Origin of the sequence: Ensifer sp. 22521 (assembly GCF_052044795.1) — a bacterium.
Lineage (GTDB): Bacteria > Pseudomonadota > Alphaproteobacteria > Rhizobiales > Rhizobiaceae > Ensifer.
The window spans coordinates 60,122-76,178 of sequence record NZ_JBQENM010000017.1 but is presented as its reverse complement, the minus strand read 5'-3'; the positions used below and the strand labels follow the sequence as shown (position 1 = coordinate 76,178).

The following is a 16,057-nucleotide window of genomic DNA, read 5'->3' as shown; positions in this document are numbered from 1 at the left end:
GTCCGCATTGGTACCGTCGCCCCCTATCGTTACGACATAGTCGGCATCTGAAATCGTGTTCTGACCGTATGCTGACGAATTGCTCAAGCGCCTCCTGTGCAACTGGTCTCGGGGAGGCAAGAAATGCGATCTTCATGGCCCAACCACAGGCGGGAATTTGTCTTCAACTGACGCGGCAAGCATGTCGGTCATCCCCAAGCCCGCCCGACCTTTCCAGGTTCGAGGATCTCCCGAACAATCTCGCCAACCTGCTGTTGCGCATCGATCACGCGCCAAGCAGGTGGCGTTTGCCCACCGGACAACTGCCGAGCCAGAACGCGCAGATCCGCGTCGGAAGGCCCCTCGTGCCTGCTGGAAACGCGCTGCTGCAAGACCCGCACGTCGGCTTGCAGCCAGACAGGCTCGCACCGGTTGCCTGCGGCCGTAGACGCAACCTCGATAAGCTGGCGGTTTTCCAGACGGTCGAACACGGCATCAGCGACAACAGACCCGCCGGCCTTTGTTATCGCGAGACTGCGGCGAACTATCTCTGAATATACCTTGTCGGAGACATCTGGCCGATAGGCATCCGCATCGAGATGCACCTCGGCTGAAACACCGTGCAACGCCTTGCGAATGCGGTCACTCTCGATAATACGAGCGCCAGGAGGGGCGCCAAGCAGCGCGGCCAGCGCATCCGCTACGGTCGTCTTACCCGAGCCGCTGAAGCCACCGATCACGATGAGGCGCGGTTGAACCTTTGTGAGGAGCGAGCGGGCCAACTCAAAATATGAACGTGCGTCGGACTCGAGATCGGCTGCGTTTCCGCCCTCGGCAACATGGGTGGCGATCACGTGGGCCCTGACGGCCGCCCTTATGGCCATGAAGAAGGGCAAAAGCACAAACCCGTCATCGTCGTCCGTTTCATCGAGGTAGCGATTCATGACCAGGTTGGCAAATTGCGGGAACCCTCTGTGCCACAAGTCCATCAAAAGGAACGCCAGATCATAGAGCGTGTCGACTGTAGCAATCTGATCATTGAACTCGATGCAATCGAATAAGCAAGGTTCACCCCCAATGAGACATATGTTGCGCAGGTGTAGATCCCCATGGCAAAGCCTGACTTTGCCGGATGCCTCTCGGCCATCAAGAAGCGACGCATTCTCTTTCAGTATTTCTTCGAAGCGCTGAGTGATCGTTGCGACTTCGGTTTCGTCGAAGACACGGCTGGTGGCAAAGCCAGCTCTGTTGATGGCGAGCACTGCGCCAATGTTTGCAGATCCCGAACTCCCATGAACGACAGGCGCGCCCTGGTGGTAACGGGCGATCATGCGCGCCGCTTGGGTCATTATTTTCGCGTTCAGTCGTCCCTCCATGGCCATACGATCGAACAGCGCGTCTTGATTAAAGCGAACCATCTCGACAACCGGCTCGACAAGCTCGCCGTCCCCAAAGTGAAGCTTGCCCGCCTGGTCGCGCGAGATCGTTCGGACGCCAAGATATAGGCTGGGAGCCGTGACCCCATTCAGGCGAACCTCCCGTTTGCAGGCTTCCAGCCGCAACTCCGGCGTAGAAAAATCAACGTACGGAAGCTTGACGGCGCGTTTCATCTTGAAAGCTCGATCGTGAGCGAGAAAAATATGCGAGATATGAGTCTCGATGTGTTCGATCTCATCGCTTCCGTGCGTATGCCGGTCGCCCAAGAATGCTATGGCATTGGTCTGGTCCTGAACGAGCATGTTGCCTCGCTTGAGTGGCGAATGGCGGCGGCCGGGGATCCGCGCCATCAGAGCATCGCTATCATGCTCGCCATCCGCCGTTGTCGCGTTGACGCTGATCAATTCTGCGACGATGAACAAGAGGGTGGGCGTGTACGGCCCGCGGAATTGAGCGCCCTTTATTGTGGCAAAACGAGAGCGGGGCAAATCTGAAAGCTTGGAGAATTCAGATGAGCGAGGAACCTGTCGATCTCGCCCGATACAGTTTGCTATCTCATCATCAAGGCGCGCGAATTCGACGCCACGACATATGCGTCTCCCTGGCTTCGATCCTCGATGGCCAATCAGGATATGATGCCCGGTTGCTGGGAAAGCGAGCTTTCGCATCCAGGGCGGGCACCGAACTCACTGTTTTCCCCCTTTCTGATAACGTTCGCGCGAACCGCTTGGCGCTTGGCTCAGGACGACATCAAGCGATGGAGAGAGGTTTCGCGCAGCAGGGATCGGGTGACGCCTCCCACCAGCCACTCGCGCAGGCGACTGTGGCCGTAGGCTCCGGAAACGATCAGATCTGCACCAAACTGCTTGGTAATATTGATGAGGGCCTCGCCATCTGAAGGAGCATCGCAGCTGAAGATCTCTCCGCGGGCTTTCGCACCGTGCTGGATCAGATGGCCGACGACATCATTCAGTGTTTCCGACACCTGTTGCTTCCCTTGTTCCTCCACTGATGCGACAAGGACCTCACGAGCATGAACGAGGAACGGCATCGCATCGACCACTGCGCGCCGAGCCTCGCGCGTATCCTTCCAGGCAACGACGACCTTGTGCGCGCCGAGCGGGTCAAGATCGGCTCTGGGGATTAGGACAGGGCGACCGGCCGAATGGATCAGTTCACCGATATCAACGTGCTCGCTCCTGACTTGCCACAGGCCTGCTATAACCAGGTCCGCCAAGCGCGCGGCAGCAGCGAGCTCTTTCGTTGGATTGCCAACGCTCGTTCGTAGCAAATCCATGCCTCCACCTTCCGCTTCGCATTCTCTCCGAAGAACCTCGAGACGGCGTTCGATGTCGATCGCTTCGAGACGCATGAATTCATCGTCCATGACCACGCCGGGGGGAGCTGCCGTTATGATGCGAATGTCGCCGGCTGCGAAACCGATGAGTGTTGCTTCGAAGCGCGACGCCACGTCACGCGAAAATCTTAGCTGCCGTGCAACACTTTCGTGCATGCTCAAGCTTACCATTATCGTATTGTAAATCATCGCTACGACCCCACTTTGGGACTTCGATCGCTTCATCAAAGCACCAATCGATCGGTCTCGCCTTGACCACCGTCAAAGGTGCGGCGGCGCGAATGAAGATGTCTTTGACGCCCATCAAGGTCGCACGTCCCCGTCCATGCTAGATATTCGTGAACGGAGGATCGGAGCCATGGCGCACAAGCAAGTCCTTTTCCACTCGGCCGCGCGCGAGAAGATCCTGAAGGGAACGGCTCAGCTTGCCGATGCGGTTCGGGTTACACTCGGACCTCGATCCAAGGCCGTGTTGATTGAGAGAAAGTGGGGTTCACCGATCGTTTGCAATGACGGCGTGACGATCGCCAAGGAATTCGATCTCAAAGACCCCGAGGAAAATCTCGGCGCGCGGATGCTGCGGCAGGCGGCAGAAAAGACCGGCGAAATCGTCGGCGACGGAACGACTACATCGACCATTCTTGCCCATGCGATCTTTGCCGACGGCCTACGCAACGTTGTGGCCGGCGCAAGCGCGATCGATATCAAGCGAGGTCTTGACCGAGCGCTCAAGCGCGCGGTTGCCGAACTGAAGCGCAATTCGCGCCCTGTGTCTTCGAAGCGCGAAAAGGAGCAGGTCGCAACCATCTCGGCCCACAACGACACTCACATCGGCACCCTTATTGGGGAAGCAATGGAGCGGGTCGGCGACGAAGGGGTCATCAGCGTCGAGGAGTCGAAATCAACTGAGACGGTCCTTGATGTACTCGAAGGCATGCAGTTCGATCGAGGCTATCTTTCGCCCTACTTCGTCACTGACATGGAGCGAATGGAAGTGGCTCTCGACAATCCTGTTGTTCTGCTTTTCGATCGCAAGATCACGTCGCTGAAGGATTGTGTCGGCCTACTCGAGGGCATCGCCAAATCCGGTACCCCCTTACTGATAATCGCCGAGGACGTCGAGACGGAAGCGCTTGCCACCCTCATCGTCAACCAGATGCGAGGAACGCTTCGAAACTGCGCCGTAAAGACACCCGGTTTCGGCGACCGGAGAAAGGCGCTGCTTCAAGACATAGCGATACTCACTGGTGGTCAGCTGATCTCCGAAGAATTGGGCATCAAGCTTGAAACGGTGACAACTGAACAACTTGGTCGTGCGGAACGGGTGGTCATCACGAAGGATACAACGACGATCATCGGCGGGGCGGGAGACACGAAGGCAATCCACGCCCGCTCCGAACAGATCAGGCGGGAAATCTCCACGACGACCAGCGACTACGACCGCGAGAAACTGGAGGAGCGGCTGGCAAAGCTCTCGGGCGGGGTGGCCGTCATAAAGGTGGGCGCGGCCACGGAAGCCGAACTCAAGTCGAAGAAGGAGGCGCTTGACGACGCCATCAGCGCAACCAAGGCGGCGGTAGCCGAAGGTATTCTACCAGGAGGCGGCCTTGCGCTCTTGCGATGCATGAACGCCGTTGCCGATGAGGAAGGGGCATGTGAAGGCGACGAGCGCACGGGGGTGCAGATCCTGAAGCGCGCCCTCGAAGTTCCAGCGCGCCAGATCGCGGAAAACTCCTCCACCGATGGCGGCGTTGTAGTGGCGAAGATGATGGAGGGGGAAGGTAACTACGGCTTCGACGCCGGACGGAAGGAATATGTCGACCTGATGTCTGCCGGCATAATCGACCCCACCAAGGTCGTCCGCGTAGCGCTTGAAAATGCGGTGTCAGTCGCAAGCGTTCTATTGTTGACCGAAGCCACCATAACGGAAATACCGGAGCCGGCAAAGGACGGCCTTGTCGAAGCCGGCATGCAAGCATAGCCCCAGAACATGTCGGAGCATCATGATGACCGCATTGAACGAACGCCAAAAGGCTCTTGAAGAGAAGTATTTCCTTGATTTCGAAAGGGCGATCAGGGTTCGAGATCGACGCAATCGCATTCTGGCAAAATGGGCGGCCCAGGTTATCGGACGCGCAGACGCATCGGCCTATGTCGAAGAGGTAATCACGGCCGGTCAAACCGAACCGGGAGATGATGACGTGTTGCTGAAGGTACTCGGCGACCTGCGTGCAGCCAACGTGGTGGCCGACAAGATGATGCTGCAGGAGAAAATGCGCGCGCTTCTGTTTGTGGCAGCCGAACAGCTGGAAGCTGAGGGATGAAGCTAGACGCTCCATTCACCTCGACCCTCTACCTTTTTTCTCGTTTCGCTTCCGCGGCCGCAACCGTGCGTTTTACAGTAATGAAACTGTCGGGCGTAAGCGAGATCGAGTCGATGCCGCACTCGACGAGAAAGGCGGCGAAACCGGGATGATCGCTGGGTGCCTGTGCGCAAAGGCCAATCTTGGCACCTACCGCCTTGGCGTCGCCGATGACCTTGCGGATCATCCACCTTACCGCGGGATCCTGTTCATCAAAGACGGCTGCAAGACCCTCGCAGTCCCTGTCGATGCCAAGCGTCAATTGGGTCAGATCGTTCAACCCGATCGAAAACCCATCGAAGTCGTGCAAACTCCGCAGCCAGATTGGAAGGGATTACGCACATAACGTAGATTTCAAGCCCATTACCGCGCTTCAACCCGTTCTCAGCCATTGCGTCCAGCACCTATTCTGCCTCTTGCGGGGAGCGACAGAAGGATCATTTGCGCGACATTTTCAAAGCCCATCTTCTCTCGAATCCGTCTTATGGCACGACATTCCAGCACGAACCCATCCCGATAACGGGGTGAATAGTAAAGGGCTCTGACCTTGACGGCCATCAAAGCGCATCCGGCGGACTTTAGGCAAAATGTTGAGAACGACACAGGAGGGATCAGCGGTGGGCAAGTTGGTACGTCAGGCAATCGTCGCGGACATAGGCGAGACACACACACGCCTCGCGGTCACGGATTATGACCGACTATCGATCGATCACTACGTACAGTTCGAGAACAACGCCTTCTCCTGCGTGACAGACGCGGTGGCGGCCTACGTCCGATCGATACCCGTGGCTTCCTCTGCAATCGGCATCGCGGTAATTAACGGCGCTCCGGTTTCCGACCAAGATCATCTTCAGCACGACTTGGCAAAACAACTCGATTGGGGGCCTTCACCGGTACCTGTTTTGAAGGTCGAAGCCCTCGACGCGCTGGCATTGGCTCTCCCGCATCTGACTTCACACGACACCAAGGTCATCAGCGGACAAAAGGTCGAAGCGAAATGGCCGAAGGCGATCATCAGCATCGGACAGGCGCTGGGCGTGACATCTCTGACCCCAGCCGATGGCACGTGGAGCACGCATCGCACTCACGCGGGAAGCATCTCCTTTGCCCCCCAGACGCGCTGGGAGTTCGAAATTCTCGAGCGCATCCGCTGCGATACGGACTATGTCTCGGTCGAGAACCTCCTGTCGGATGCCGGTCTTTCCCATCTCTACGAACTGCTGCTCGAAAGCGCTGGACAGGCTATCCGCGGCTTGTCGGCTTCCGACATCATCGATGCGGCCCTAAACGGGAGCGACGCGGCGGCCGCGAAGGCCGCGGACAGTTTCGCCACATGGCTGGCGAGGTTTGTAGGTGACATCGCTCTCCTCTATGATGCCCGGGGTGGCATCTATCTCTGGGGCCCCATTCCACGAAGAATGGAGAGAAGGCTAAAGGCGGAGTTGTTCCGGGCAGCTTTCGAAGCAAAGGGGCGACGCTCGTCCTGGCTTGCCCAAATACCGATACTCCTCATCCGCAGCGACGAGGCGGTCTTGAAAGGCGCGGCGGTCGCGCTCGCACGTCATTTGGGCTGAGCCGCCTGCTCTTTGCCGAATATCGGCCAAGCTCCAAGACGGTCGAACTCAAAGGGTCAGGATTTCGGGCCTGAGAATGGCAAATCGCAGCAGGCTGCTGCCATAGCCCTAGACGGCTCGACGTTCACTTGCCTGTCCTTCGGAAGAACTCCCTTTATCAGGAGAACGCTGAAGAGTGACGCGATCATGAAAAGGATCAGCATCAGCAGCAGCCAATTCAACAGGGCCGCCTGTATCTTATGCAGTGTATCCCGGCTTGCCATTCCCGTAGTGCCCACCACGATTGAAATCATGGCATGAGAGGCGGCGCCTGGCGTTGCGCTTCATCAAAAGCAGCAACACTCCTGCTTTGACGGCCGTCAATGCGCTCCCTTCGCGAACGCAGTCTAATTGCGACGTCTGCTGGCCAGGCGGCAGCAGTCAGCAAAGGGACGGCAACCAAGTCGATCCGCCCCCTCTGTCGCACATGTCGCCGACCACGCGCGCCACGTCCATCCAAAGGAGAAAGCAGTCATGGCTGAGACAGAAACCAAACTTCCCGTCAAGGAAGAAGAAAAAGCAACCCGGGCCCGTCCGGAATCGTGGTTGCCTTTTGAAGGCCTTCGGACCGAAATCGACCGTTTGTTCGATGACTTCACCCCGAGCTTGTGGCGTCGTTCCTTTTCCCCGACGAACATTCAGCGAGCATCTCTTATGCCGACCTGGGCTATCGCGCCGGCCGTCGATCTCGTGGAAAAAGAGGCAAGCTACGAGATCACTGCCGAGTTGCCAGGCATCGAAGAAAAGGACATCGAGGTGAAGGTTTCCAACGGGAACCTGACGATCCGCGGCGAAAAGCAGGAATCAAAAGAAGAAAAGGACAAGGAATACGTACTGTCGGAGCGACGCTACGGCTCGTTCCAGCGCACTTTCAAAATGCCTGAAGGCGTCAAAGCTGATGACATTTCGGCCACCTTTTCGAAAGGCGTTTTGACCGTCACTTTGCCCAAGAGCAACGAGGCCAGACAGAACGATCGCAAAATCCAGGTGAAATCCGCTTAACAATCAAGCGCTCCGCTCTCGCAAGCGGCGCTTGCGAGAGCGGAGCGCCGGCCTAACGGGAGGAAATCATGCCGTACAAAACCATTCTGAATGTGCTCGGCGAGGATCGAGCTGACGAGGATCTCCAGGTCGCGACGAAGCTCGCCGGAGAGGTGGGAGCTCATCTCAGCACCCTTTTCGTAACCATGGCGCCCGTGCCGACTGGCCGCTATCAGACCTTGTCACCCAGCTGGCTGGAAGTTCGCGAGCGCAACCTGGAGAAGCTTTCCGAACGCGTTACCAAGTTCCGGCAGCGCCTCGCAACGACCGATTTATCGTTTGATGTCGACAGTGTATACGCGGAAGTCGCTGGCCCCGCCTACGACATCGGTGAACGAGCCATTTACGCAGACTTGGTCGTGGCCGGGCCCGGCGTCTTTGCGAACGACGACTTGAAGTCGCAGGTTGTCAGCGGCGGGCTTTTCCAAGCGGGGCGACCCGTCATATTCGTCCCGCGCGACGCGAACGCGACATTGGGACCGAAGACGATATTGCTGGCGTGGGATTCGCGCCCAAGTGCGGCTCATGCCGCAAGGGAAGCGCTCGAAATGATGAAAATGGCTCAGTCCGTTCACGTCACAATGGTCGACCCAGTTGCTGCGTCGAGAGTGAGCGGTGATGAGCCGGGAGCCGACATCGCGACCTATCTCGCGCGCCACGGCATCAACGTCTCGGTCGAGACCTTGCCGAGCTCCGGCCACTTCGTGACCGACACTCTGTTAAGGCATGCATTGGACATCAACGCCGATCTGATTGTCATGGGCGCTTATGGACATTCCAAACTGCTGGAACTCATCCTCGGAGGCGTCACGAAATCCATGCTCAAGGAGGCAAATTTGCCAATCCTGATGGCGCATTGAACGGATGGATGTCCCAGACGTTCGCAGGTAGAAGGGGCATAGCCATGAAACCAAGAGTTCCGCACGATTGCTGGTTTTTGGCATGCGACGGGGGCTGCGCCCTTGACATGCGCAATGCGGGGGATGCTGAACTCCTCAACTTTATTGCGATGGATTCCATCGTAAACCTTGACCACCGACGCGAATGCTCGGAAGCGATCGTGAGGGCAGGGTCTACCGGTCGGTCGGCGCTGCGCGAAGCAAGGTTGAGCAGGCTGACTGGCACGAATAGGCCGAAGAGCGATTTGTCGCCAACGTTGCAGGCAAACTGTCGGCTCTCGCACGCGACGAAGACATCAAAAATCTCGTGCTTGTTGCGCCCCCGGCGCGTGCTTGGCCAGTTGCGCAAGCAGCTCGGCCCTCGTGCATGGTCCGTAGTCAGCGCGGAATTGGCAAAGGACCTCGTCAAATTCGAAGTCTCGGATATCGAGAAATACCTTTCCGGTTGAAGCTTGAACGGCTGGCGTCAGGATCGCGTCCAATCGCTGCGCAGCAAAAGGGGTGATCGGTGGAAGACGAAAAGATGGCCGTCGCCCTTTCGGCGCGCCGCCTCACAAAGGTCTATCGGATGGGCGCCGTTGAGGTTCCTGCCCTTCGCGGCGTTGATGTCGACCTTTATAAGGCAGAACTGGTTGTGCTGCTCGGACCGTCCGGAAGCGGCAAGTCCACCCTGCTCAATATCCTTGGCGGTCTCGACAAACCCACCCGTGGTCAAGTCTGCTTTGGCGATGAGCCGCTCGCGATGGACAGCGAACGTGCGCTCAATCAATACAGACGAGACCACGTTGGATTCGTCTTTCAATTCTATAATCTGATACCGAGTTTGACTGCGCGCGAAAATGTCGCTCTCGTGACGGAGATTGCAAGGGATCCCATGCCCCCCGCCGACGCATTGACACTTGTCGGGCTGCGCGATCGCCTTGACCATTTTCCGGCGCAGCTTTCCGGTGGCGAACAGCAACGGGTCGCGATCGCCCGAGCGATCGCGAAGCGACCCGACTTGCTGCTTTGCGACGAACCAACCGGTGCTCTCGACAGCAAGACCGGAATTCTCGTGCTCGAGGCCATCCTAACGATCAATCGGGAGCTGGGCACTACCACCGCGCTCATCACCCACAATGCCGTGATCGCCGAAATCGCCAATCGCGTCCTTTATTTTGCGGATGGGCGCATCGTTGAAACGCGATGCAACACAACGCAACGCGCGCCCGGCGAACTCACCTGGTGAGTGGCGGCCATGACGAGCCTCGATCGAAAGCTACTACGACAGCTCTGGAGAATGAAGGTTCAACTTCTGGCAATCGCGTTGGTGATCGCCTCAGGCACGGCACTGCTGATCATGTCGCTGACAACCATCGAAGCACTTGAGGAAACGACAACCGCCTACTATGAGCGGACCCGCTTTGCCGATATTTTCGCTCATGCCAAACGGGTGCCCGAATACCGCAGCCGGGACATCACGGAGATCCCCGGTGTCAGGCTTGTGGAAACACGGATCGACGAGCGCGCCATCCTCAACGTTGCCGGGTATCTCGAGCCAGTCGTTGCGCAAGTGATCTCCCTGCCCGACCGAGGGCCCCAGCTCTTAAATGCGCTCGTGCTCCGTTCGGGACGTTTGGTCGACCCCACCCGACCTGACGAGGTTGTCGTCAGCGAGCCCTTTGCAGAAGCCCATCGGTTGAAGCCCGGCGACAGTTTCGATGCCATCTTGCGAGGTCGCAAGCGCACACTGCAGATCGTGGGAACCGCGCTCAGCCCTGAATTCGTGTACGCGATCGCTCCGGGGGGGCTGATGCCGGATGACGAGCGCTTCGGCATTCTTTGGATGGGCCGGGACGCCTTGGCCGCCGCTTTCGACCTCAAGGCCTCCTTCAATAGCGTTGCGCTCAGCCTGCTGCCAGGTGCTGATGTCAACGATATCATTCGACGGCTCGATGACATTCTTGGGCCAAACGGTGGCGTCGGGGCCTACAGTCGGGCCGACCAGACTTCAAACTGGTTCCTCGAAAGTGAAATCGCGCAACAGAGGAACCTGTCCCGGGTCATGCCGACCGTATTCCTTGCCGTGGCCGCCTTCCTAACGAATCTGGTGATGGCACGCCTCGTCGATACCGAGCGCCGGGAAATCGGCCTGCTGAAGGCCCTCGGCTACACGAACTGGACGATCGGATGGCATTACTTCAAACTCGTGCTCGCAATAGGAACTGCAGGTATCCTGATCGGTTCGCTCATCGGCGCATGGCTTGGCCACTGGAACACCGAACTCTACACCAAATTCTACCGCTTTCCCTTCCTGCTCTATCGTCCTGGCCCGGCTGGATTCGTCGTGTCCGGTACAATCAGTGTGGCCGCAGCGTTCGCAGGCAGCCTCACGGCGACCTATCGTGCCGTTCGGCTTCCGCCGGCTGAGGCCATGAAGCCCCCCTCGCCGGCGGTTTATCGGCGCATGTTCGCATCGCGTACCGCGCTCGCCGGAACAATCGACGAGCCGACCCGCATGATCCTGCGTCGGATCATTAGATGGCCGGGGCGTGCATTGCTCACAAGCATTGGACTTGCGATGTCGACGGCGGTCATGATCATGGCTCTCCAATGGGTGGACGCAATCGACTCTCTTGCCGAAACCGTATTCGAACGCGGGCAACACCAGGATGCGACGATCGCCTTCAACGAACCCCACCCTCTCAAGACCGTCGGGGACTTCGAGAACCTCCATGGCGTGCTTTCGGCCGAGCCCTATCGTTACGTGTCCGCTCGCATCAGCCACGGGCATCGTGCCGAGCGCCAGGGCATAATCGGCGTACCGGGTGACGCTCTCCTTAGTCCCGTCTTCGACGTTTTGCGCGGGCGCCTCGAAGTCCCGCCTGGCGGACTGGTCGTCTCTCGCAAGCTCGCCGAACTGCTCCAACTTGAGATCGGCGATAGCGTCATCATCAAGCTCCTGGAGGGGCGCCAAGCTCAAGTCAGCATGCGCGTGGTTCAAGTGTTCGAGACCTACATCGGCAAGCCCGCCTACATGGACATAAGCGCGCTCAATCGCCTTGCCGGAGACGGCCGTGTTGCAAGCGGTCTGCACATCCGCATCGACACGGCTGACCGATCCGGCCTCATGGCAGCACTCAAGGACATGCCTGACATAGCCTCCATTCAGTTTCGCCGCGCTGCCATCGATACTTTCTACAAAACGATGGGCGAAACGATCTTCATCTTCATTGGCTTCTTCATTGTGTTTTCGATGACGCTCTCCGTCGGAGTAACCTACAATTCAATCCGCATCGCCCTCTCCGAGCGAGCGCAGGAGCTTGCAACACTGCGCATACTCGGTTTCACGCGCTGGGAGATCTCCTACATCCTTCTTGGAGAAGTCGGTTTACTCACATGGCTCGCCGTTCCGCTTGGCGCCGCGATCGGCTTTGGCCTGGCGTGGTGGATGACGAGCGCCTTCGAGACAGAACTTTACCGTGTGCCGCTCGTTCTTCACGATGCAACTTACGGCAAAGCCGCCATCATCATGCTTGTCTCGGCATTGGTCTGCGCCGCAGTCGCACGCCGGAGGCTCGATCAATTGGATTTGATCGGCGCGTTGAAATCGAGGGAGTAGAAGGTGCGCACGGCACGAAAGCGACTGGCAATCTGGGGAAGTCTGGCGGTACTGCTGGTAGTCGGCCTCGTCTATGCGCTGCGACCCCAACCGGTTCCGGTGGACCTTGCGACAGTGAAGACCGGCCCGATGCGTGTGACGGTCGACGAGGAAGGGGAAACTCGCGTGCGCGAAGTTTACACACTTCATGCGCCCCTTCGCGGCCAACTGCAGCGCATAACCGCCGAAGCTGGCGATCATGTCAAGGCAGGAGAAACCTTGCTCGGTCAGATCGAGCCTGCAGCGCCAGCATTTTTGGACGTGAGAACGGAAGCGGAGCAACGAGCAGCGGTGGAAGCCGCAGGCGCCGCCTATAATCTCGCGGCCGCCGAGCTCAACAAGGCGAAGGCGGACCTCGCCTTTGCGGAGGCAGAACGGGGCCGCGCGCGCCAGCTCATGGCGCGCAACACGATCTCGAAGCGGACTCTTGACGATGCGGAGCGCATCTACAACGTAGCCCAGGCCAACTTAGCCACGGCGGAGGCAGCGCTCAACGTCAGACGCCATGAGCTTAGCCAAGCACGCTCACGGCTACTGTCGCGCCAGGAAATCAGGAGCCGGAGCGGACCTTGCGAGTGTGTTTCGTTGATTGCGCCCGTGAATGGTGTCGTCCTAAGGGTCATGCGCCGGAGCGAAGGCGTTGTCGACGCGGGCACCCCCTTGCTGGAGATCGGCGATCCAGATGACATGGAGATCCTCGTCAATCTTCTCTCGGAGGACGCCGTCAAGCTCAAACCAGGTCAAAAGGCGTTCGTGACCAATTGGGGTGGGGAAGATCTCAATGCAATCGTGCGTCGGATCGAGCCATTTGGCCAGACGGAGGTGTCGGCGCTCGGCATCGAGGAACAGCGTGTCGATGTTGTCCTCGATTTCGCGGATCCACCAGTTCGTTGGCGCGCGCTCGGCCACGGCTATCGCGCCGATGTTCAGATCATCCTTTTCGAGGGGCAGGTCCTCAAGTTGCCCCTGGGCGCGTTGTTTCGGCAGAAGGACCAATGGAGCGTTTTCACCATCGTGAAAGGCCACGCGCGATTGCGGTCCGTCGTCGTCGGTCACCGTAACAACCTGGAGGTGGAGATCCGGGATGGGTTGCTCCCCGGAGAGCGGGTCATTCTCTACCCAAGTGACCGTATCGCCGAGGGGGCCGCGGTCGTTGAGCGATAGACAGCTATTGGCTATATGCCTAGCTCGAACGGCGAACACGGATGCCCGGTTGAAAGCGCCCATCGGCGTTGCGAAGCATCAGCAATTCCCCGATGGTCTCGTAATTCATGAGGCCGACAACGCGCTGGCTGCGATCGACTATGGGCACAGCAGGCGCGCTTGCCTCCTGCATGAGCCTCAGAGTCACGTCGATTGGGCTTTGTTCATCGACCGTAGGGATGTCGCGACGCATCACCGTGATCACGGGCGCGTTAGCACCCCCATCTTTCATCGCCTGGACGATGCTTTCGCGCGTGATCAGTCCTTCGAACCGGCCGACCTCGTTCAAAACAGGAAACTCGCTCTGGCTAGTTGCCAGCAATAGCTCGACGGCCTCGCCGACACACGCCTGGGGACCGAGCGTCGCAAAGTCGGTAATCATCACGTCAGAGACGCTCGTGCCGGCGGAGATTGCCTGAAGTTCGCTGCCTTGCGCTTCAGTCTCCGCGGCGAAATAGACGAAGATGGCAATCAGAATGAGCAATGGGTTGAAGAAGATGCCCAAGACTCCCATTGCTATGGCGATGACTTGTCCGGTCCGGGCCGCAAGTGTGGTGGCCCGCGCCCACGGCAAGTGCCAGGCGAGCACTGCCCTGAGGACGCGCCCGCCATCCATCGGGAACGCGGGGATCATGTTGAATACGACCAGGAAGATATTCACGCCCGCGAGCCGGGCCAGGAAGTCAACACGGGGATCCTGAGGTGCGACCAGTTGGTCCCAGCCGAGGGTGCCTCCGATGGCCATGACGACGAGACCGGCGATCAAGACATTGACGAGCGGCCCTGCGATGGCAATCACAAACTCCTCAAGCGGCTTGTTGGGGTTGCGCTCCAACCGCGCCAGCCCTCCGATCGGCAGAAGAGTGATGTCTGGTGTCTTAATGCCAAAGTGGCGAGCAGCTGCAATGTGCCCGAATTCATGAAGCACCACACAGAGAAAAACGCTGATGACGAAGGCAATGCCCTCCCAGGCAGCCGGCGGGCCACCGATCCGGTAGTGCATGACCCAGATCCAAATGAGCAGCAGGGCGAATGTTACGTGCACGCGGATTTCGGTCCCCGCGACGGAGCCCAGTTTTAAGGACCATTTCATGACGTTCTCTCGCTCTGATTTTACGATACGTCGAATGAATGCGCTTACGGAACCTCAATTCGATAAGCGTTGCCGGCGCGCAAGATATCGAAAGAAACTTTGCCATCTGCGGCGTCCAACAGGTCTTGAATACGAGGCGACGAGACGGCCGGCTCTCCGTTGATCGATGTCAGATAGTCACCCGCTCTGAGCCCAGCTGCATATGCTATGCTGTCGGACGGCACCTCCAAGAGAACCGGCCCGTTTGGCGTACACGCGCGCGAAGCCGATGAAACCGGAAAAGCAAGGGTCACGGTGTCCAGGGCGCGATGGACCGGAGCACTTCGAACACTGGCGGCATCGGCAAGCGTCAGTTTCAATCTTAGCGTCCTTCCTTCACGCAGGATATCAAGAACGACCTGCGCATCGGGCGCCAGCAGGCTGACTGCATTCTTAAAAGCGGCCTCTGTCGGGACCGCGTGGCCGTTGAGTGCCGTCACGGCATCGCCGAGCTTCACCCCTTGCCTCTCGGCCGTCGAATTGCAGGAGAGCCGGTCAACCACCAGATCTTGCGTCGCGTCGATACCTACCTGCGAAAGGGTGACTGAAACACCAAGCCATCCGCGTCGGATTTCCCCGTCCTTGATGAGAGCGCGAACGATTTTGGACGCGAACTCGGATGGAATGACAAAACCAATACCCTGGGCGCCTTCATTCGGCGGGGGCACCCCGCGTACCACGCCCAGAAGCTCGCCTGCTGCGTTGACAAGCGCGCCGCCAGAGTTTCCGGGGCTGAGTGCTGCGTCAGTCTGGATATAGTCCTCGTACTCGTCGATACCTAAACCGGATCGCCCCAGACCACTGACGATCCCGAAAGTTGCGGTCTGCTCCAAGCCGAGCGGACTGCCTACGGCTGCCACGAAATGGCCAACCTTCAGATCGGACGAACGCCCCCAGTCAAGAGCGACTAGACCCGGTGCACTTATCTTGATCACGGCAAGATCAGTTTGCCCATCACTGCCCACAACTTCGGCCTGCAGAACGCGGCCATCGTTTAGGGTCACCTCGATCTCGTCGGCATCGGCGATCACATGACTGTTTGTAACGATGTAACCGTGCTCGCTGTCGATGATTACACCGGAGCCTGTGACGATGGCGCCGCTTTGCACAATGAGAACACCATCCGGAAGGCCCAGAATCTTTCGCACGTTCGCATCGTCCAGAAAGTCGTTCGTCAATATGCGGCTGGCAGTGCTGCTGATACCGACAACCGCAGACCTTACTCGCGCCAGGCTGTCAGAGAAGCCGGCGTCAAATCCACTTGCTGGGGCCGACGAAGCGGCGACGCAGATCGCGGCGGCAAGCAAGAACCTCAGGAAATTCTGCATATCCTGCACTCCTGGTAACGATGTCAGGATCTCACCTATCCAAGCCTGCGCATTGACGCGCATCA

General features: G+C 58.5%; 14 protein-coding genes. 9 read left to right on the top strand and 5 right to left on the bottom strand.

Annotated features, from left to right (window positions below; translation table 11 throughout):
- Positions 1 to 188: 188 nt before the first annotated feature.
- Together ACTJKE_RS23950 and ACTJKE_RS23945 are read right to left on the bottom strand one after the other, a co-directional pair.
- On the bottom strand, positions 189 to 1,718 hold the full coding sequence (locus tag ACTJKE_RS23950) for an AAA family ATPase (RefSeq protein ID WP_058327729.1): 1,530 nt from the start codon (positions 1,716 to 1,718) through the stop codon (positions 189 to 191).
- Between the two features lie 437 nt (positions 1,719 to 2,155).
- Positions 2,156 to 2,929: a universal stress protein gene (locus ACTJKE_RS23945; RefSeq protein ID WP_245296127.1), complete on the bottom strand. Its 774-nt coding sequence runs from the start codon at positions 2,927 to 2,929 to the stop codon at positions 2,156 to 2,158.
- 202 nt (positions 2,930 to 3,131) lie between these two features.
- Here ACTJKE_RS23945 and groL point away from each other — a divergent pair, with 202 nt between their 5' ends.
- Positions 3,132 to 4,754: a chaperonin GroEL gene (gene groL, locus ACTJKE_RS23940; protein ID WP_113514628.1), complete on the top strand. Its 1,623-nt coding sequence runs from the start codon at positions 3,132 to 3,134 to the stop codon at positions 4,752 to 4,754.
- Positions 4,755 to 4,779: 25 nt separating this feature from the next.
- Entirely contained in the window at positions 4,780 to 5,097 is a 318-nt protein-coding gene (locus ACTJKE_RS23935) for an ATPase inhibitor subunit zeta (RefSeq protein WP_058327683.1), read from the top strand.
- Positions 5,098 to 5,125: 28 nt separating this feature from the next.
- Here the strand turns inward: ACTJKE_RS23935 and ACTJKE_RS23930 are convergent, their stop codons facing one another.
- Positions 5,126 to 5,446, bottom strand: coding sequence for a putative PEP-binding protein (locus tag ACTJKE_RS23930; protein ID WP_058327684.1), 321 nt, complete (start codon positions 5,444 to 5,446; stop codon positions 5,126 to 5,128).
- 307 nt (positions 5,447 to 5,753) lie between these two features.
- On the opposite strand from ACTJKE_RS23930, the gene ACTJKE_RS23925 reads away from it, so the two are divergent.
- From ACTJKE_RS23925 to ACTJKE_RS23895, 7 genes are all read left to right on the top strand, one after another.
- On the top strand, positions 5,754 to 6,710 hold the full coding sequence (locus tag ACTJKE_RS23925; protein WP_440692595.1) for a glucokinase: 957 nt from the start codon (positions 5,754 to 5,756) through the stop codon (positions 6,708 to 6,710).
- A 513-nt stretch (positions 6,711 to 7,223) separates the two neighbouring features.
- Positions 7,224 to 7,751 carry an Hsp20/alpha crystallin family protein gene (locus tag ACTJKE_RS23920; RefSeq protein WP_058327687.1) on the top strand — a complete coding sequence of 176 codons (528 nt, stop codon included), beginning with the start codon at positions 7,224 to 7,226 and terminating at the stop codon, positions 7,749 to 7,751.
- A gap of 68 nt (positions 7,752 to 7,819) precedes the next feature.
- Positions 7,820 to 8,650, top strand: coding sequence for a universal stress protein (locus ACTJKE_RS23915; RefSeq protein ID WP_058327688.1), 831 nt, complete (start codon positions 7,820 to 7,822; stop codon positions 8,648 to 8,650).
- Positions 8,651 to 8,694: 44 nt separating this feature from the next.
- On the top strand, positions 8,695 to 9,138 hold the full coding sequence (locus ACTJKE_RS23910) for a baeRF12 domain-containing protein (protein ID WP_440637416.1): 444 nt from the start codon (positions 8,695 to 8,697) through the stop codon (positions 9,136 to 9,138).
- Positions 9,139 to 9,197: 59 nt separating this feature from the next.
- Positions 9,198 to 9,917 (top strand): ABC transporter ATP-binding protein, encoded by a 720-nt coding sequence (locus tag ACTJKE_RS23905; protein ID WP_197423463.1) that lies wholly within the window; start codon positions 9,198 to 9,200, stop codon positions 9,915 to 9,917.
- Positions 9,918 to 9,968: 51 nt separating this feature from the next.
- A complete protein-coding gene (locus ACTJKE_RS23900) occupies positions 9,969 to 12,290 on the top strand; it encodes an ABC transporter permease (RefSeq protein WP_245296128.1) in 2,322 nt (773 codons plus the stop codon).
- 3 nt (positions 12,291 to 12,293) lie between these two features.
- On the top strand, positions 12,294 to 13,493 hold the full coding sequence (locus ACTJKE_RS23895; protein WP_058327690.1) for an efflux RND transporter periplasmic adaptor subunit: 1,200 nt from the start codon (positions 12,294 to 12,296) through the stop codon (positions 13,491 to 13,493).
- Positions 13,494 to 13,512: 19 nt separating this feature from the next.
- On the opposite strand, the gene ACTJKE_RS23890 is transcribed toward ACTJKE_RS23895, so the two are convergent.
- Complete coding sequence (locus ACTJKE_RS23890; RefSeq protein ID WP_058327691.1) at positions 13,513 to 14,625, bottom strand: site-2 protease family protein; 1,113 nt, start codon at positions 14,623 to 14,625, stop codon at positions 13,513 to 13,515.
- Positions 14,626 to 14,669: 44 nt separating this feature from the next.
- Positions 14,670 to 15,992, bottom strand: a complete 1,323-nt coding sequence (locus ACTJKE_RS23885) for a trypsin-like peptidase domain-containing protein (RefSeq protein ID WP_058327731.1) — start codon at positions 15,990 to 15,992, stop codon at positions 14,670 to 14,672.
- Positions 15,993 to 16,057: the final 65 nt, after the last annotated feature.